Genomic DNA, 20,571 nt, shown 5'->3' on the forward strand with positions numbered 1-20,571 from the left:
TCTTTTCACCTCAAGTAAATATAATGGAACAACACATTCTCCAAGGGATATATTATCACTTTTAATCACAAATGTCTTGTAAAATTATAAATTAAATTCAAATTATCACATGATATTTTCATTTGCTTTCATTTCTAAAGACAACATTATTTTTGCCAATCAAGTTATCAAGTTGTTTTTTTACTTCCGATGATTTGTTTACCCAATATTTTTTATCTAAGACCCATTTTATCGCAGTTTTTTCTTCATATAAAACGACCGGAATGTTTCCTGCATTGCTTTGTAATATATTTAGTAAATTTTCTTTTTCCGAACTTGAACTTTCACTAGGAAGCCGCAAAAAAAGTTTTTCTTTCATTTCTATTTTCAATTTTTCTGCCAAATTCATTCTTGAAACAATTAATTGCATTTTCTGATGTCGAATTTCACTCTTTCCATCTACCAAGTAAACTTTATTTAATTCTAAATCTTCTGTTACTCTATCAAATACCCTTGGGAAAAGAGTTAAGTCAATTTCTCCAGATTGATCTTCCACTGTTATAAAAGCCATTTGCTCACCAGTTTTTGTACGAATAACTTTTATTTCCTTAATTAAACACAAAATTCGAGGATTGGTATTTGCCCGGGTTTTCGCTATTAAATTAGTATTATAAAATTTGGCAACTTTATCAAATTTTTCAACTGGATGTGCAGAAAGAAAAAGGCCCAAATATTTTTTCTCACCTGCTAATAATTCATCGAGTGAAAGTTCATCAAATTTTTTTGATTTAGGCGCCAACAAGGATAATAGCTCACTATTTTCACCACTAAGTTCAACATTACTTATATTTTTTTCTAAATTACCCAACAATGTTGCACGATTTTCTGAAAATGAATCAAAAGCTCCGGAATAAATAAGTGCTTTAATGGGGTCCACTTTTAAATATTTGTGGTCAATTCGACTTAAGAAATCATTGAAAGATTTATACCATCCTCCAATTTTACGTTCAGTGATAATCGATTTAATGAAATCTCTACGCAATGTTTTAATGTTCCCTAGTCCAATAAGAAGTTCATTTTTTCCTGATATGGTATAGTAATTGCTTTTATTTATGCTAGGTGATTTTAGAAGCAATCCATATTGCTTTGCTTCTAATAAAAATTCTCTTGTTTTTTTAATATCACCCATAACAGCATTTAGAAGTGCTCCAAAAAAGGAAGCAGGATAATGAACTTTCAAAAAAGCAAGTTGAAATGCCATTTTTGAATACGCAACTGCATGAGATCGATTAAATCCATAGTTGGCAAATTGAGCAATATAATCATATACTTTTTTGGCAGTTTCATTCGAATATCCAAGTGCTAATGCGCCCTTTACAAACTTAGACTTCAAATCTTTAATCACAGCAGCATTTTTCTTACTCATAGCTCTGCGCAACATATCAGCTTGCCCCAAAGAAAAGCCACCCATGACAGAAGCAACTTGCATAACTTGCTCTTGATAAACTAGAATACCATAGGTATTTTTCAGAATTGGAATTAATGAATCATTGGGATAAGTAATCTTTTCTCGTCCATGTTTACGAGCAATAAAGCTGTCAATATTTTCCATTGGGCCTGGGCGAAACAATGCGTTGACTGCTGCGATATCTTCAAAGGAAGTAGGATGAAGTTTGCGTAATACATTTCTAATACCTCCAGACTCGAATTGAAAAACTCCACTTGTCTCTGCTTGTTGAAATAAGTTCAAAGTTTTTCTATCATCTAGTGGAATTTGATTAATATCAACAGACTTATTAAAATTTCTTTTTATAGATAGTAGTGTATTATTTAAAATTGTAAGGTTTCGCAAACCTAAAAAATCAATTTTAAGTAATCCTACTCGCTCCACATCATTCTTAGTATATTGTGTTAATAAAATATTTTCATTTCCCATTTGTAGTGGAACTACTTGCTTTAAGTCAGTATCACTTAAAACTATACCAGCTGCATGTACAGAATAATGTCTAGGTAATCCTTCTAAAAGCATCGCTGTTCTAAAAAGAAGTTGATTTTGTTCATTTTTATTGATATGAGTTTGGAGTTTTGCTGAACTTTGCTGTGCTTTCCTCAAATTAATTCCTGGTCCACTTGGAATTAAGCGACTCCAGTTGTCACTTTCCACTTGAGAAATACCCATTACACGAGCAACATCACGCAATGCTTGTTTAGCGCCAAAAGTACCGAATGTAATAATCTGAGCCATGTGTCCCTCTGTATACCTACGATTAACATATTCAATAATTTCTTGTCGTCGATTATCTGGAATGTCAAGATCAATATCAGGCATTTGCGCTCTTTTCTCATTAAGAAAACGTTCAAAAAACAAATTATATTTAAGCGGATCAACCTCAGTTATCCCCAATAAATAGGAAATTAATGATCCTGCAGCCGAACCACGTCCAGGACCAACTAAAATCTGATTTTCACGTGCATAGTTAGTAACATCCCACACGATTAAAAAGTAATCTGCAAATCTCATTTTTTCAATGGTCAGTAGTTCCTTGTTCATTCTATCTAAATAATTAGCTTTATCATTTTCAGATTGTTTGGAAAACTTTTTCTGTAGCCCTTCATCACATAATTTTTTTAGATAAGTGTTTGCATCATAGCCATTAGGAGTTTTGTATTTTGGTAAAGTTATTCTTTTAGATTCTAATTTAAAATCGAATTGTTCTATTAGGCTCAACATATTCTGAAATGCTTTAGCGCGGTTTACTTCAACGTAGCTTGCTTCAAGTGAGCTTACAGGTTTAAGCCAATTTATTCCTTTAGATTTATTTGCATACTGCAATTTTTTATAATCAAGCGTTTCTCCTCTTTTTATTGCCTCTAAAACTTCACAAATAAACTTACCGTTTTTTTCTAAATATTTTATTGTGTCAAAAGCAATTGTTTCCACCCCTACAAAGTTTGCGTATTGCAAAATTGTCTCATAGAAAGTTTCGTCTAATGTTGTATTAACTCCAACATATAAATCTTCACCTATTATATTATATAAAAAACTTAGGTATTTTTTTGCGATATCAACTTTTCCATCCAAAATTTTGTTGGCAAAAAAACTGTTATTTGGTGGAATTATTATAATTAAATCTTCAAATAAATTAATATTTTCTTCTATACTGAAGTCTAAAATATTCTTAGCAAGGAGAAGTTGTTTTTTAGTCGAAATTTGCATCAAATTTCTGTAGCCAACTTCATTTTTAGCAATTACAACAAGCGTCTCTTTGTTCTGCGTAGAAGTCTCTAAAGTCATACCGATAAGAGGTTTAATACCGTTAGCCATACAGGCATCATAAAATGAAAGTGCGCCATACAGTACATTGATATCCGCTAAAGCTAGTGCAGTATAGCCTCTTTGTTTTGCATTCAGAACAACTTCTTCTATTCGTATTGAGCTTTGTAGCAAACTGTAGCTACTGATAACTTGTAACGCTGCACCACCCATTTTTTCACCCCTTTATATCTTATATTCATTATAGCAACACTCTCTTTAAAAAAACATCTTAGACTTTTTAGTAGTGTAAAATAAAGTAAAATGTGCTAAACTACATTTGTATTGAGAGGTGTTGATCATATGGCTAAACAGTTAACAATTTTATTTTGGGGCTTCATCTATGGTGAAGTCATTGGTTATATTAGTTCTGCTCTTTCCGGTGGTACATTTTCACCATTGTTCAGTGGGCTTTTTGCAATGATAATTGGCATAGTTTTTATAAATGCACTAGATTATTTTGTAAAACCTGCATCTAAATAAATAAAAACCTAAAGGGCTAGGTCAGAAATTATATTCTGAGTTAGCCCTTTAGGTTTTAGAAACAATCCTCTATAAATTATTTTCTTTCAGTATCAGGCACTGTTTCAAATATTAAATTATTTTTTTCGTCTAACTTGATTGTAACAAGCGAGTGTGGCATTATTTTACCCGCAATTATTTCTTTTGCAAGCGGTGTTTCAACATGATTAGTAATAAAACGCTGTAATGGTCTCGCTCCATATGCCGGGTCATAGCCTTCATTTGCAATCCATTTTTTTGCATCATCTGCAATTTCAAGATTGATTTCTTGTTCACTTAATCGGCTAGAAAGCAAAGCTATAAATTTTGAAACGATTTTCTTGATAGCTTCTAAACTTAAAGGTGTAAACATAATAATGTCATCAATTCTATTTAAAAATTCTGGCTTGAAATGTTGTTGTGCAAGTTTTAATACTAAATCTTTAGTTTTATCATCTATCTTACTATCGGACACATTCTCTAGCAAAATACTTGAGCCAAGATTTGAAGTCATTATGATAATCGTGTTTTTGAAATCAACAGTTCTTCCTTGTCCATCCGTTAAACGCCCATCATCAAAAACTTGTAATAAAATATTAAATACATCCGGATGTGCTTTTTCAACCTCATCTAATAAAACAATGGTATATGGATTTCTCCTAACTGCCTCAGTTAATTGCCCACCTTCTTCATAACCAATATAACCCGGAGCAGCACCTACTAATCTTGAAACTGATTGTTTTTCCATATATTCACTCATATCAATTCGAACCATATGTTTTTGTGAATCAAATAAGTTTTCAGCTAATGCCTTTGCTAACTCAGTTTTCCCAACACCTGTCGGGCCTAAAAACATAAATGTTCCCAGTGGCTGATCTGGATCTTGTAACCCTGCACGTGCACGAATAACAGCATTTGCAACTGCATCAACCGCTTCATCTTGCCCAATCACTCTTTCATGCAAAGTCTTAGGTAAATCTAAAAGCTTTTCTCGTTCTCCTTGAACTAATTTTGCAACTGGAATTCCAGTTGTTCGACTCACTACTTGTGCAATTTCATTTTCTGTCACAGATTCCTCTACCAACCAATTATCAGGCCGTTCTACTTGCTCTAAATCTTTTAATTCTTTTTCAATCTGTGGAATTGTGGCATGCTGTAATTTAGCAGCTAATTCTAAATCATAATTATTTTCTGCCTCTTCTAAATCATGCTTTGCTTTATCTAATTCTGCTTTTTTGTTACTAACTTTTTGGATGTCTTCTTTTTCATTTTCCCAACGCATCTTTAAAGTATTTGTTTTTTCACGGGTTTCAGCCAACTCATTCTGTAATTCACTCAGCCTTTTTTGTGAGGCTGCATCGGATTCTTTTTTAAGCGCTGCCTCTTCAACTTCTTGTCTCATAAGTTGTCTGGTTACTTGATCTAATTCCGTTGGCATAGAATTCATCTCAACTCTAATAGTAGCACATGCCTCATCAACAAGGTCGATTGCTTTATCTGGCAAATAGCGATCTGTAATATATCGATTAGATAAAGTAGCAGCAGCAACTAAAGCATTATCATGAATTCTAACACCATGATGGATCTCGAATCGTTCCTTTAGACCTCTCAAAATTGAAATCGTATCTTCTACAGATGGTTCTTTAACAAGAACTCTTTGGAATCGTCGTTCGAGAGCTTTATCCTTCTCCATATATTCACGATATTCATCAAGTGTAGTTGCCCCAATCAAATGAAGCTCACCTCTTGCAAGCATTGGCTTCAACAAGTTGCCTGCATCCATACTTCCTTCTGTTTTGCCAGCTCCAACTATATTATGGATTTCATCAATAAATAAAATAATCTGACCTTCGCTTTTTGTGACCTCTTTTAAAACAGCTTTGAGTCGTTCCTCAAATTCTCCCCGATACTTAGCTCCAGCAATTAAGGATCCCATATCTAATGAAAAAATTTTTTTGTCTTTTAAATTATCGGGAACATCTTTACGCACAATTCTCTGTGCTAATCCTTCAATAATAGCTGTCTTCCCAACACCGGGCTCTCCAATTAAAACTGGATTATTTTTGGTTTTACGAGACAAAATTCTAATCACATCTCTAATTTCTTCATCTCGTCCAATAACAGGATCTTGCTTGCCACTTCTTACTTGCTTAACTAAATCAATCCCATATTTTTCGAGTGCTTTATAATTTTCTTCTTGATTTTTTGAAGTCACTTTTTCTCCCCCTCTCAAATCTTTAATAACAGCTTGCAACTTCTTTTGTGTTAGTCCTTGTTGTTCAATATACAATTTTAGTGGTTGATTCTTAAGTCTCATTAATGCCAAAATTACTGTGTCTAAAGCAATATATTCATCACTTTGTTTTTCACGTAACTGTTCAGCTTCTTGTAATAAACGAGCCATGTCTTGACTTAAACTTTGCCCATAAGCAACTTCACCTTCCACAGTCGCAATTTTATCAAGTTCTTCATCAATTTTTTTTTCGAATAAATCAACGTTTAAACCTGATCGTTGATAAAGTTCAGCTCCAAATTCACCCGGTTGTATAATTACCTTAAATAGTTCCGGAATCCCAATTTCTTGATGATGTCTTGTGATTGCCACTTGTTGTGCTTGACCAATAGCTGACTGTACGGCGCTTGTCAATCGATCTTCTGCCATAAACTTCACTCCACTTCTTTTCAAAATAAAGGAATGTATTAAAAATTAGAATATACTTATTCTATGACCAAATAGCCTAACTAATTTTACTTATGAAACGCAATTATGATAAACAAATTAGGGACTGAGTCAGAATTGACCTAGCCCCTCTGTATAATTGAGTGTTCTTTTACAACATCCCTTGGTCAACTATAATTATATCACGAACGTGTGTTTGCGTTAATCGTTTTGCTTAGGGATTAATTGAATAATTTCTAAAATTACATCTATTGCTTGTTCCATAACTTGGATAGATACATATTCAAAACGGGAATGCATATTTTCTCCACCAGCAAATAAATTAGGTGTCGGCAATCCCATAAATGAAATTTTTGAGCCATCAGTTCCTCCACGAACTGGATATATTACAGGTGTAATATTTAAATTTTTCATTGCTTGTTTTGCTAAGTCAACAACCGTCATGTCTTTTTCAATAATTTCACGCATATTATAATATTGGTCATTCATCTCTACCAATAGTCTTGGCTCATCAAATTGAGCATTTATTTTTTTAATTATTTCCATAAACAATTTTTTTCGATCTTCAAATTTTTCACGATCATGATCACGAATAATATAGGCCATTTGTGCTTCATCAACAGTCCCATCTAATTGAAGCAAATGGAAAAATCCTTGTCTGCCATCAGTTTTTTCTGGAACCTCAGCTTGTGGGAGTTCGTTTTGCAAGTTGATTGCTAACTGTAAAGCATTAATCATTACACCCTTTGCAGTTGCTGGGTGAACATTTTTCCCAATAATCTTTACCTTGGCACTAGCTGCATTGAACGTTTCAAACTCAAGTTCCCCTAACGGACCACCATCAACTGTATATGCAATATCCGCACCAAAACCGGTAACATCAAAATGATCAGCACCTGTCCCAATTTCTTCATCCGGACCAATCCCTATTTCGATTTCACCATGCTTAATTTCTGGGTGGTCAATCAAATATTGAACAGCTGTAACAATCTCTGCAACACCAGCTTTATCATCGGCTCCGAGTAACGTACTTCCATCTGTTGTAATTAAATCATGACCTTTATAGTTTTTTAAGTTTGGGAAATCTTTCGGATCTAATGTTAAAGCCCCCTCACTATCCAAATTGATGATAGATTCACCATCATAATTATCCTGAATTTGGGGCTTAACATTTTTTGCATTGAAATCTGCTGTATCCATATGTGCAATAAACCCAACTTTTTTTATTACAGAATCGGCCACATTAGATGGCAGTGTTGCAAATACATAGCCATCCTTATCAGAAATTCGAATATTTTCTAAACCAATTTCTTGCAATTCATGTGCAATATCCTTTGCAAATTCAACTTGAGTAATAGTCGAAGGAATTGATGTTGAGTTTTCGTCTGATCTAGTTTCTTTTTTTACATATGTTATAAATCGTGGCACCAAATTATCATATTTTGTCATTTTTGAATTACTCCTTCTTAAATAAAAATAAATGGATCAGTAATTAGTTTTGATTGTAAAACTTCAATTTTCCAGGAATTCTCAGCATTCCATTTTGAGAAAAGTTCTTGCAAATATGGTTTACAAATTTGTTCGATATGATGGCCTGGATCAACTGCAACCAACCCGTTAGCAATTATATCATGCCCAGTGTGATAAGAGATATCCCCGGTTACATAAACATCAACTTCTTTTTTTAAAGCTTCGCGATAAAACTGGCCACCACTTCCACCAAGAATTGCAATCTTCTTAACTCTTTTTTCCAAATCGTCTGTTACAATCCTTAAATGAGCAATTTTAAACTTTGCTTGGCAATATTTTGCAAATTCAGTAACACTCATCTCATGTTCCAAGTTGCCCACTCTTCCCATCCCATACTTTATTCCATTACCTTGAATTTCAAATAGGTCAAATGCCGGTTCTTCATAAGGGTGAACAATTCTTAATGTTTTCAATATTTTTGAACGTAATTTTTGTGGGAATACTACTTCAATTTTTTCTTCTGCCACTTCAGTCGGTTCTAATTTTTTTCCAATTGTTGGATGTGAATCTTTTTGGGGTGTGAAACGTCCAATACCACTGAGGGTATATGAACAATCAAGGTAATCACCGATTTGACCAGCTCCTGCTGTTGTCAACGCGTTTCTGAGCTTTGCTGCTGCTTTCTTTGGTACAAATACTGCTAGTTTTAGTAAGCTTTCTTCATGTTCTTTTAGAAGTGGTTCACGTTTACTTAATTCTAGCAAATCAGCTAACCAATCATTCATTCCATTTGGAGCATTGTCTAAATTTGTATGAGCAGTATACACAGTAATATTATGCTTAATCAAAGATGCATACATCTTATTTTGCGGATCAGCTAAATCAAATTTTTTTATCGGTCGAAAAATGACTGGATGATGAGCAAAAATAAAATCAACATTATTTTTAATTGCTTCATCTACAACTTCAGGTCGTACATCAAGAGTCACCATCATTTTATGAACTGTTTGTTTTAAATCTCCTAATTGTAACCCTACTGGATCACCATCTTCTGCCCAATTTTGTGGTGCAAATTGTTCAAATCGTGCAACTATTTCACCAACATTAGTCATCTAATACTCCTTCTATCCGTTTAATTTTTGCTAACATTTTGTGTTCTTGTTCAATTGGAAATTCCTTTGCCTTTTTCATTTCTTCAAGGACATACTTGATTTTTTGTAGTTCAGCCTGCCATTTTGCAACAAAAACCTCATTTTTTTGTTTCCTTAAAAATGGACCAAATTCTAAATCTGTCGCTGTTAGTTCAAACAGACTTTCATCGTATCTAGCCACAATTATTTCGTAGATATGATTATCTTCTGTTAATATCTCTTCAGCAATAATTCTATAATGATTGGCTACAATCCAATTACGAACCTGTTTTTCACCAACATTTGGCTGCAAAATCAATAATGGATGATTAACCAATTTTAAATTTCCTTTTTCCAAAATTTCTCTAATCAATGGACCACCCATGCCACAAATCGTGATTACATCAATATCGTCATCATCGTTAATAGCTGCTAATCCATCAGCTTGTCGAACTTTGACTATCTCGCTTAATCCCTCTTTTTTTATTTCACTAATAGCATTTTGGTATGGTCCTTCAACAACTTCACCCGCAATTCCAAAAGCAAGCTTATTATTTAATCCCAGATACGCTGGTAAATAAGCATGATCAGAACCAATATCTGCCAACCTTGCATTATTTGGAACATATGAAGCAACTCCTAAAAGTCGCTGTGATAAATGTCTTGCATCCATTAAAAAACACTCCTTCTTATTACTAAAGTATAACGAAGATTTAACAATAAAAAAAGACATGTTTTTCCACAAAAAAAGACCGTTCCAAGTCTACAACTTGTCACAATCTTTTATATAGGAGTTTAAAGCATGAATTTAGTTCAGTCACTTTTTTAAATGTACTTATAACCTTCTTATAGCTAATCTAATTTACTTCCAATTGTAAGTGCTAACTCAAAAAAATCATAGACTGATCTTCCCTGCATCCGCTCCTCACTTCTCTTGTTCCACTCACCTGTCTCAGTATTCAAATGATCTGCAGTATAAAAGAACTGATAAACATTTTTTTGCCTATAGTGTGCCCAAGCAGCAACAGCTGAAGCTTCCATATCAACAACTGAACATCCCATGGCAACTCTTTCTCTTGTTTTTTCTAGTGTTTCACGAAAAAGAGCATCTGTTGTCCACGTTTTAGCAGTCGTATAGCCAATTTTCAATTCATCGAGAATTGCTGTCAATGCTTTAACTGACTTCGGATTCATCTGAATTTCATCACTTGCTGGGACATAATGAAAGCTAGTTCCTTCGTCTCGAACAGCACTAGTAGGAATAATTATTTGATGTGCAGCAAGATTTTTATCCAAAACACCACAGGTTCCAAATAAGATTACATTCTCAATTCCTCCAGACATTAACTCCTCTAATCTACCAATCAAAGCTGGGGCGCCCAAGTCAGCTGCTGCAATAGTAAATTTCTGTGCACCATATGAGTAACTTCCAATTACTGCATCCTGTACAATACTGTGTTGAACACCTATCTTTTGATAGTTTGCATCTTGAAATATCCGTTGATTTATATCCTTATCAAATGGCATTATTAATGTTTTGGGTAAAAACTCTACTGTTTTTTCTAAATCACTTTCCCAAGGAGTAATTATTCCTTCATTAGCATCAAAATGTTCCAATAACATGGGTAATCCCCCCACAACCAAATTAATTATTTAGTTGATACTAACATAGATCCTTGCTCCTAACAATCTCAAAAATTATTTATTTTGTTGCAGCATCCAAACCTTGTTTCAGATCAGCTAATAAATCTTCTTTTTGTTCAATTCCAACTGATAACCGAATTAATTCATTAGAAATTCCATTTTGTAAACGGATTTTTTCAGGTATAGAACCATGTGTCATCACGGCTGGAACCTCAACTAAACTTTCAACAGAACCTAGACTTTCTGCCAAGGTAATAATTTGAAGAGATTCAACAAATTTTTTAACAGATAACCCCTGTCGCAATTCAAAGGAAAGCATTCCACCATAACCATTCATTTGACTCTTGACTACCGCAAAATCTTGTGCAGATTCATCGCCTGGATAATAAATCTTAGCAATTCTACTATCATTTTTTAGAAATTGATAAATTGCAATCGCATTTTTTTGATGTGCTTCCATTCTTACCGCTAAAGTCTTTATTCCTCGTTGCAATAACCAACTATCCTGAGGACCTAAAATCCCACCAATTGCATTTTGTAGGTAGCCGATTTGATTTGATAATTCTTTTGTATTAACAATAACTAAACCTGCAACTAAATCACTGTGTCCTCCAAGATATTTAGATGCGCTATGAATGACAATGTCGGCGCCTAAGGTAAGGGGCTTTTGAATATATGGAGTAGCAAAAGTATTATCTACAATCGTTAATAAATCATTTTTCTTTGCTATTTGTGACACTTTCTTAATGTCGGTAATACGTAACAATGGATTTGTTGGAGTTTCCATATAAATCGCTTTGGTGTTGTCCTTAATCGCTTCTTTTATCTCAGCTATATTACGTGTATCAACAACTGTAAACGTTAACCCTAATCTAGTTAAAACTGTATTGATTAGCCTAAAAGTTCCACCATAAACATCATTGCCTACAATAATATGATCACCCGCCGAAAAGAGTGTAAAAATTGTATGAATTGCTGCAGAACCTGATGCAAAGGCAAAACCTGCAACACCTTCCTCAAGATCACGAATTAAATCTTCAACGGCTTTTCTAGTTGGATTGCCAGTTCTTGAATATTCAAATTCAGGCGTCCCACCTAGTTCTTTTTGAGCGTAAGTTGATGTTTGATAAATTGGAACTGTTACTGCTCCGGTGGTTTTGTCTTGACTAATTCCACCATGAATAAGTTTTGTATTAAATTTCATTATTAATATCTCCCTTTGAATTAATTGTATATTTTTTGACTTAAATAACGTTCGCTACTATCAGGAAAAACGGTGACAATATTACTATTTGCAGGAAGCTCTTCTGCCAGTTTAATGCTTGCTGCAAGAGCTGCACCACTAGAACTACCAGCAAAAATGCCGTGATCACTAGCTAGCCTTTTTACAAAGTCGAAAGCATCGTGGTCACTAATTGTATAAATATAATCAAGATTATCTCTTTCCAAAAACGGTGGGATGAATTCAACACCAATTCCTTCTGTTCGATGAGCATGCTTTGGACCACCATTTAGAATTGATCCTTCTGGTTCTACAATCGCTGTTTTTATACTTCTATCTTGTTCTTTAAAATACCTTGCCATTCCAACAAAGGTTCCACCACTCCCAGCGCCTGCAACAAAACCATTAATTTTCAAATTGTTCTCTTTCATCTCGTGGTAAATCTCTGGTGCGATACTATGATAATATGCATCAGGATTATCTAAATTTTCAAATTGCATTGGAACATAACTATTTTCAATATTTTTTTCAAGTTCTCGTGCTTTTTTTATAGCACCAACGATTCCCTCTTGACTAGGAGTATGTACAATTTGTGCTCCTAGGGCGCGCATTAGTGTTTGTTTTTCTTGACTGAACTTTTCAGGAACTACCAGTACTGTCTTCATTCCATAATACGATGCTGCCATAGCTATACCAATTCCGGTATTTCCCGCAGTTGGTTCAATTACAGTCATCTTCTTTCTTAGCTTTCCTTCTGACATTGCTTGTTCAATCATATAAAATCCTAAACGATCTTTGATACTCCCACCAGGATTTTTTGATTCAATCTTTGCATAAATATGTGAGCCGTTAGGCACTTTGATATCTAACTCCAATAATGGTGTATCTCCTACTAATTCTTCAATATTATGGTAAATCATTTTGAATCCTCCTTAATTTTTGAAAAGAAAAAAGGCACGAATCTTAAAAGATTCGCGCCCTAGTCCGGAAAAGCCCTTCAAATGGAATTTTTCTTAACTCAACTCTCTAAAAGAAAGATTCCAACCCAAAGTAGCCGTTTCATCCACACTAACACGCGGAATGAGACAGCAACAAGCATTATTCATCTTTTTAAAGTTAAGTACAACCATTTGTCAAACCTCTTTTCTTAATAAGGAGAATGTTAACCCATAAATTTATAAAAATCAAGTGTTTTTTATTCTAAGAAATCTCTCAACTGTTTTGAACGTGAAGGATGTCGTAATTTTCTCAATGCCTTTGCTTCAATTTGGCGAATACGCTCACGAGTCACACCAAATACTTTACCTACTTCTTCGAGTGTACGAGTACGCCCATCATCAAGCCCAAATCGAAGGCGTAAAACATTCTCTTCACGATCTGTTAAAGTATCAAGAACACTCTCTAATTGTTCTTTCAACAACTCATATGCCGCATGGTCAGCAGGGCTTGTCGCATCACGATCTTCAATAAAGTCTCCTAAATGTGAATCGTCCTCTTCACCAATTGGTGTTTCTAAAGAGACTGGTTCTTGAGCAATTTTTAAAATTTCACGAACTTTATCAGTTGGCATATCCATCTCTGCACCAATTTCTTCTGGAACAGGTTCACGCCCTAAATCTTGCAACATCTGACGTTGTATTCGAATCAATTTATTGATAGTCTCAACCATATGAACTGGAATTCTAATAGTACGTGCCTGATCTGCAATTGCACGTGTAATCGCTTGTCTAATCCACCAAGTTGCGTAAGTTGAAAATTTGAATCCCTTTCGATAATCAAATTTCTCAACAGCCTTCATTAGACCCATATTTCCTTCTTGTATAAGATCTAGGAAAGACATTCCACGTCCGACATAACGTTTAGCAATTGAAACAACCAATCTTAAGTTGGCCTCAGCTAGACGTTGCTTAGATTCCTCGTCACCTTCCTCAATTTTTAAGGCAAGAGCAACCTCTTCATCTGCAGTTAGCAAATTAACACGTCCAATTTCTTTAAGATACATTCTAACTGGATCGTTAATTTTAACTCCTGCTGGAGCCGAAATGTTGTTATCTTTTGCAGCTTTTTCAGCAACATCTGATGTGGCTTTTAAACTATGTTCACTAGGATCACCTTTTTCGTCGACAACAGATATACCAGAATCTTCAAGTTTTTGAATCAGCTCATCCATTTGAGTAGAATCCAAACTAAACGGTGTAACTAATTTCTCACTTAAATCATCATAATTTATTTCTTTTTGAACCTTATATTCTTTTATTATTTCATTCAAGGTCTTAATATATGCTGCACTTTCAGTTCCATTATTCATATTTTCTGCCATGATGGTCCTCCTTATAATGATGCTGACTTATCATTTTGTTGTTGCTGAAGCAATTTTATTAACTCAATCGTTAGAAAAGTAACGCGCTCAATATTGTTTAATTTTTTTGCATCTGTAATTTGTTGTTTCAGATTATTAATCTGTTGTTCAAGGGGAGATTGTCTCCCAATTACATTAATACAGTCTTCAAATTCTTCGTCACTAGACTCCTTGGAAAGATTTTGCAATTCAAGGCTTACAACAATTTGTCTAATCTTTTCTTTATCTATAAAATCCAGAAACCGTGCAGTCTCATATTCTGGATATGCGTTGAAATAGCCTTCTGAAAGGATATAAATCATCTGATATTCTTCATGAATGAATGAAAAATCTGGATAGTTTTTCATCCTAATCCGTATATTGGGATCATGTAATAGCCGATAAACTAATAATCTTTCTGCCCGTTCTGCTTTTGAATACTTTGGAAAATTATCTGTTGAACTCCTGCTTAAATAGTATAAATTTTCTTTTCTAGCTGAATTTACTTGATGCTTAGACTTCGTTTTATTAATAAATTCAAGTAATTGCAACTTCAAACTATCTTTTTCTAGAGAAAATCGATTAGCTATTTGATTAAGATACAAATCCTGTTCAACAGGTGACTCAACACCCGCTAACTTTTGCATAACATCTGAGATATATGCAAGTTGATCTTCTTCATTTGCTAAATTTCGCTCAGCTTGAAAATAGCGCATATAAAAAGCCAATTTTGTTTCATGTGAAGTAAGTGCAAGCTTTTCAAATGCATTTTCCCCGTACTTTTTTACATACTCATCAGGATCTAACTTTTCAGGGATTCGAATTACGCCTAATTTTAACTTAGTAATCGGTTCAAGTAACTCTAGAGCACGAGCTGTAGCATTTTGCCCAGGTTTGTCACCATCGTAACATAAAAACAGCTCATCAGTTGTTCTTTCAAGTAAATAAATTTGTTCATTAGTTAAACTTGTTCCCATTGAAGCAATTCCATTTTTCACACCAGAACGATAAGCAGCTAATACATCCATAAAACCTTCAAATAAAATTCCAAAATGTTTTTTCCTAATTTCACTTTTAGCTTTATCAAAGTTGAAAAGAATTTTGCGTTTATTAAACAATTCTGTTTCAGGACTATTCAGATATTTGGGTAACTTATCATTTTTTTGTAGCAATCGCCCTGAAAAAGCAATTGTTGCTCCTTGGGCATCCCTAATCGGAAATAAAACTCGATTCCGGAACCGATCATTTAAGGTCCCATCTCCACGTTCAACAAAAAGTCCAGACATTCTCAGTAGTTCCTGATCAACCATTCTTTCTTTAAAGAAAGCCTCCAATATTGGTCTATCAGGTGCATATCCCAAATTGAAATCATTAATAATATCATCTGATAAGCCACGTTCATGTAAATAATTAAGCGCCTCTTCACCAATTTCTGTATTGATTAAGATATGGTGATACAATTGTGCAGCATCAGCATGAATTTTCTTTAATCTTATCGACTTAGATGATTCACTCTGAGTTGAATCAAATTCCTGAGAAATCTTTTCATCAACCTGTACGTTTCCTAATTCTGCAACTTTAAGAACAGCTTCTGGAAAATTTATATTTTCAATTTCCATTATAAATTTGAAAACATTTCCACCCCTATGGCAAGAAAAGCAATGAAATATTTGTTTTTCTTCCGCAACTGAAAAAGAAGGTGTTTTTTCCTCATGAAAAGGACAAAGACCAAATAAATTCTTTCCTGACTTACTCAACTGAACATATTGGCCAATGATATCAACAATATTGACATTATTCCTAACGTCTTCGACTACTTGTTCAGGTATTCGTTGACTCAAAAAAATCACCCCGCTCATTGACTTAGTGTACAGAATTAATTACCAAAAAACTTCAACGAAATTACAATGTTAGGTGAAAAGTTAATGTGCCTACTTAAACTCACTGTTCATCATTATAAATATGTTCCATGTATTAGCTAAATCACTCTAAAAACAATCATTTACAATTATACAATATTAAGAATGAAAATCAAAGAAGAAGAAATGTGAATAGACCCAGAAGGCTATCCGCAAAAATCAAAATTTATGAAAAATAACTACTGAGATAAAGTAAGAGCCAAGTCAAAATTAACTTTTGACTCAGCCCTTTACAACTTTAGATCTTAGACGAATTAAAAATAAAATTTATTTTACATTTAATTTCGTTAAATCTCCCAATTGGTATGAAAATAATGCGTATTGACTTAATAGATAGAGTCGATTATTGCGAATTTCTTCATTTTCAACCATGACCATCGTTTGATCGAAATAAGCATTTATTACAGGACGCATATTGCTTAGTTCTTCAAATACCGCTTCTTCACTTTCATAAACTTTATCCTTAATTAAGGATAGTTTTTCTGAAAAAACATTTTCTGCTGTGTTTTCAAATAATTCAGTGTTTAACTTAATACCTGCAGGTAATTTTGCTTTTTTTGCAAGCCTTAAAACACGAATAGTTGCTTCAATTGTCCCCTTAAAATCTGCGGTAGTACTATGATTTTTTAAAACTTCAGCCGCTTCAAGCATTTTTGCAAAACCATTGCTAGGTACCGCTACAACAGTCTCAATAATATCAAAACTATAGTGTTGTTCTTCAAGGATCTTTTTAATACGCTCAATTATAAAATTCGTAAACTCTGATTTTATATTGTTGGGAGCAATCTTTTGATATAAACTTGGTACTTTAGAAGCATTTTCTTCTACAAATGCAAATAATTGAACTGCGGATAATGGCCAATTATGATTCATAATAATCCTAGTTATTCCTGCTGCCTGACGACGAAGTGCATAAGGATCATTGGAACCAGTTGGAATCATTCCAGCAGCGAAAAAAGCTGCAATACTATCTAATTTATCAGCAAGTGCTAATAATGAGCCAATATCTGATACAGGTAATTCACCTTCTGCAGAAACTGGTAGATAATGTTCTCGAATTGCCGTTGCCACTGCTGGTTTTTCACCCATCATCAATGCATATCTCTCACCCATAATGCCTTGTAATTCTGAAAATTCCCCAACCATACCTGTAACTAAATCAAATTTATAAATTTCAGAAGCTCGTTTTAAGTCTTCTCTTTTTTCCTCAGTAAATCCTAAAAAGTTTGCTAAAAGCCCACTTAGTGATTGCACTCGCTGCATTTTTTCAAAAGTAGTTCCAATTTTATCATGAAACATAACTTTCTTTAATCGTTCCACATAGTCAGCAATTGAATTTTTTTGATCTTCTTGAAAGAAAAATTCTGCATCCTCAAGACGTGCCGTTAAAACTTTTTCATTTCCAGCAATTACGGTATTCAAATTTTCATTTACCCCATTGCGGACAGAAACAAAGTTTGGCAATAAATTACCTGCAGCATCTTTAACATAAAAGAATCGTTGATGGTCTTTCATTGAAGTAATTAAAACCTCATCTGGAATATCAAGGTATTTTGTTGCAAAACTGCCTGCAAAAACAGTTGGATATTCAACTAAGTTATTAACTTCTTCAAGTAAATTTTCGTCAATAACAACTTGCCAATTATTTTTAACTGCCAAATCCTTTATTTGCTGTCTAATCATATCTTTTCTCACTTGGCTATTTGCAACTACAAATTCCTTTAGAAGTACATCTGGATAGTCGTTAGCATTTTTTATTGCAAATTCCTTTCCTAAGAAACGATGCCCTTTTGTCTCATTACCACTCTTGACATCTAAAATATTGAACGGAACAATTTCTTCATCTAGCATCGCAACAATCCATTTGATAGGACGTACAAATTTAAAATCATTATTTCCCCAGCGCATCATTGTTGGGAAAATCATTGATATGATGGCTTCTTTGACATCACTAAGAATCACTAGTGCTTTTTCTCCAGCAATAAACTTATTTACATAAGCATATTCAACACCTTTTAACTCCTTAAAGTAAATATCTTCGGGTGCCATTTTTTGACCTCTAGAAAATCCAATTGCTGCTTTGGACCAATTACCTTGTGCATCTTGTGCAATTTTTTTTGCAGGTCCCTTTGCTTCTTCCTCAATATCAGTTTGTTTTTCAGCCAGTTTTGAGACTTTAACAGCCAAACGCCTTGGTGTTGAAAAAGTTTCAATGCTTTCAAAAGAAAGTCGCTGTTCTTTCAAAAACGAGCTAACACGCTCTGTAAGTTGTTTTGCACTTGGACTTACTACATGAGCTGGAATTTCTTCTAACCCCACCTCTAAAAGGAATGTATGAGTCATCTTATTTATCCTCCTTCAACAAATTTTGACGAATTTTTTCATCCTTTATTAACGGGAATCCAAGTTTCTTTCGTTCAGCAACAAACGCCTTTGCCACATCTTTTGCCATATTTCTAATTCGAGCTAAGTATCCTGCGCGCTCAGTTACAGATACTGCACCTCGAGCATCTAATAGATTAAAGGTATGACTGCATTTTAAAACATAATCATAGGCTGGATGTACTAATCCATTTTTTATTTGCTTCTTTGCTTCAGCTTCATAAGTATCAAAAAAATTAAATAACATTTCTTGGTTACTTTTTTCAAAAGAATATTTTGAATGTTCGTATTCAGGTTCCTTAAAAATATCGCCATATTTAACCCCATCTGACCATTCAAGATCAAAAACAGAGTTCACATCTTGAATATATGATGACAATCTTTCTAAACCATAAGTCACTTCAGCTGCAACCGGACGAACCTCTAATCCACCAACTTGTTGAAAATAGGTAAACTGCGTAATTTCCATGCCATCTAACCAAACTTCCCAACCAACACCAGCACAACCCATCGACGGATTTTCCCAATTATCTTCAACAAAACGAATATCATGCTCCTTTGGATCAATTCCAAGTGCACGTAAGCTATCTAGATATAATTCTTGAATATTTGAAGGGGATGGCTTCATAATTACCTGAAATTGGTGATGTTGATATAATCGATTAGGGTTCTCACCATATCGCCCATCTGCAGGCCTTCTAGAAGGTTCAACATAAGCTGCGTTCCATGGTTCAGGACCGATTGCTCTCAAAAATGTATAAGGGCTCATTGTTCCTGCACCTTTTTCAGTATCATAAGATTGCATTAACATACACCCTTGTTTCGCCCAGAACTGTTGCAAGGTTAAAATAATATCTTGTAGTGCTAATTTTTTTGACATATTCTTCCTCCTAAATTTAGATATTCTTTTTACTATTTATGAGTTTTAAACACAAAAAAACCTATGCAACCCATAAATAATGGTTACATAGGGACGACTTTATAATAATCGCGGTTCCACCCTACTTCTAGCAAAAGCTAGCAACTTCATTCATACTAATGAAGACTCCGAAAATGCCAATATTACCTCATAATTGTCCGCTTTCACTCTTCGAACTCGCTTTTGGTACCAAAGGTAACACCTTTTTTCATCATTATCTTCATAACATCTTACTAAGTAAGGATAAGCGTTTCACTAAATTTTGTCAATCCTTTGTTTGCTCATTTTCTCGATCAATCAATATCTCAGTTGGCCAATTAACCATATTATCAATAAAGTGTTTGGCCTTGATATTAACACCAACTTCATTGTTATAAATTTGATCAAGTGTCATCCGCAAATTCTTTTTGGTTTCATCTTTGACATTAATACTACGGACCTTCAAAATGTCAATTGTACTAAGGCGTCTCAAAAAAAAGATAGTTCTTTTATCTAAATGCATCCGATTGGGATCTAAGTGCCAGTGATTTTGACATAAGAGACCACCAAAACTTTGTGAAAAATCAAATTGGCTCGTTTGGTTTTCACAAACTACACAACCAATAAGATTTGGTTTGACTCCAAAGTAACTTAGCAACTGCAGCTCCACAATATTTGTAAGAATCCCAGCATCAATTCCCTTATTAATCACCTGTAAGATATGCAATAATCTCTCATACCATATTCCTAACGAAGATGTATCACCAAAAGCAGCTTCTGCCAAACCAAGAATATACGATGAATATGCATTTAGTTCAATGTCATTACAAATCATTTGAAATTGTGAAACTTCTTTTGCTGCAGAAATAAAAGAAAGACCATTGTCATTTATTGTTCCAATAAAAGTTGCAGAGGTAAACGGTAAAATTGCAGCTGCTAACTTGCACCCTTTTTTTCGTGCGCCTCTTATAAAAAACATTTTGAACCCAAAGTGATCAGTCAAAATTTTAACTAACATGTCACGTTCACGATAATCTTTGCGATAAACCACAATTCCAGAAAATTCAGCCATTTTTGTACTTCCCACTGGTTTTC

The 20,571-nt window shown here is 34.1% G+C and carries 14 protein-coding genes; 1 reads left to right on the forward strand and 13 read right to left on the reverse strand.

The features are described from left to right. Window positions 1-118 precede the first annotated feature (118 nt). Window positions 119-3,466 carry a DNA polymerase III subunit alpha gene (gene dnaE, locus FC80_RS05985; protein ID WP_057829218.1) on the reverse strand — a complete coding sequence of 1,116 codons (3,348 nt, stop codon included), beginning with the start codon at window positions 3,464-3,466 and terminating at the stop codon, window positions 119-121. Between the two features lie 129 nt (window positions 3,467-3,595). On the opposite strand from dnaE, the gene FC80_RS05990 reads away from it, so the two are divergent. After that, the gene (locus tag FC80_RS05990; RefSeq protein WP_057829219.1) at window positions 3,596-3,775 is read left to right on the forward strand and encodes a YjzD family protein; all 180 of its coding nucleotides are present in this window, start codon (window positions 3,596-3,598) and stop codon (window positions 3,773-3,775) included. Between the two features lie 76 nt (window positions 3,776-3,851). Here the strand turns inward: FC80_RS05990 and clpB are convergent, their stop codons facing one another. From clpB to recO, 12 genes are all read right to left on the reverse strand, one after another. After that, window positions 3,852-6,455, reverse strand: coding sequence for an ATP-dependent chaperone ClpB (clpB, locus tag FC80_RS05995; protein WP_057829220.1), 2,604 nt, complete (start codon window positions 6,453-6,455; stop codon window positions 3,852-3,854). Window positions 6,456-6,674: 219 nt separating this feature from the next. Beyond that, window positions 6,675-7,922: a peptidase T gene (gene pepT, locus FC80_RS06000; RefSeq protein ID WP_057829221.1), complete on the reverse strand. Its 1,248-nt coding sequence runs from the start codon at window positions 7,920-7,922 to the stop codon at window positions 6,675-6,677. Between the two features lie 17 nt (window positions 7,923-7,939). Next, entirely contained in the window at window positions 7,940-9,055 is a 1,116-nt protein-coding gene (locus FC80_RS06005) for a Nif3-like dinuclear metal center hexameric protein (protein WP_057829222.1), read from the reverse strand. Continuing rightward, the gene (locus FC80_RS06010; protein WP_057829223.1) at window positions 9,048-9,746 is read right to left on the reverse strand and encodes a tRNA (adenine(22)-N(1))-methyltransferase; all 699 of its coding nucleotides are present in this window, start codon (window positions 9,744-9,746) and stop codon (window positions 9,048-9,050) included. The genes FC80_RS06005 and FC80_RS06010 overlap by 8 nt, the downstream gene beginning before the upstream one ends. A 179-nt stretch (window positions 9,747-9,925) precedes the next feature. Next, window positions 9,926-10,696: a nucleoside phosphorylase gene (locus tag FC80_RS06015; RefSeq protein ID WP_235807241.1), complete on the reverse strand. Its 771-nt coding sequence runs from the start codon at window positions 10,694-10,696 to the stop codon at window positions 9,926-9,928. Between the two features lie 79 nt (window positions 10,697-10,775). Further along, a complete protein-coding gene (locus FC80_RS06020) occupies window positions 10,776-11,921 on the reverse strand; it encodes a trans-sulfuration enzyme family protein (RefSeq protein ID WP_057829224.1) in 1,146 nt (381 codons plus the stop codon). 20 nt (window positions 11,922-11,941) lie between these two features. Continuing rightward, window positions 11,942-12,859, reverse strand: a complete 918-nt coding sequence (locus FC80_RS06025; RefSeq protein ID WP_057829225.1) for a PLP-dependent cysteine synthase family protein — start codon at window positions 12,857-12,859, stop codon at window positions 11,942-11,944. Window positions 12,860-13,134: 275 nt separating this feature from the next. Further along, window positions 13,135-14,247, reverse strand: a complete 1,113-nt coding sequence (gene rpoD, locus FC80_RS06030; RefSeq protein ID WP_162260506.1) for an RNA polymerase sigma factor RpoD — start codon at window positions 14,245-14,247, stop codon at window positions 13,135-13,137. 23 nt (window positions 14,248-14,270) lie between these two features. Next, window positions 14,271-16,118: a DNA primase gene (gene dnaG, locus FC80_RS06035; RefSeq protein ID WP_057829227.1), complete on the reverse strand. Its 1,848-nt coding sequence runs from the start codon at window positions 16,116-16,118 to the stop codon at window positions 14,271-14,273. A 345-nt stretch (window positions 16,119-16,463) separates the two neighbouring features. Further along, window positions 16,464-18,539, reverse strand: coding sequence for a glycine--tRNA ligase subunit beta (gene glyS, locus FC80_RS06040; RefSeq protein WP_057829228.1), 2,076 nt, complete (start codon window positions 18,537-18,539; stop codon window positions 16,464-16,466). Window position 18,540: 1 nt separating this feature from the next. After that, the gene (gene glyQ / locus FC80_RS06045) at window positions 18,541-19,458 is read right to left on the reverse strand and encodes a glycine--tRNA ligase subunit alpha (RefSeq protein WP_057829229.1); all 918 of its coding nucleotides are present in this window, start codon (window positions 19,456-19,458) and stop codon (window positions 18,541-18,543) included. A 304-nt stretch (window positions 19,459-19,762) separates the two neighbouring features. After that, window positions 19,763-20,563, reverse strand: a complete 801-nt coding sequence (recO, locus tag FC80_RS06050) for a DNA repair protein RecO (RefSeq protein WP_057829230.1) — start codon at window positions 20,561-20,563, stop codon at window positions 19,763-19,765. Window positions 20,564-20,571: the final 8 nt, after the last annotated feature.

This window comes from Liquorilactobacillus cacaonum DSM 21116 (assembly GCF_001436735.1).
Taxonomy (GTDB): Bacteria; Bacillota; Bacilli; order Lactobacillales; family Lactobacillaceae; genus Liquorilactobacillus; species Liquorilactobacillus cacaonum.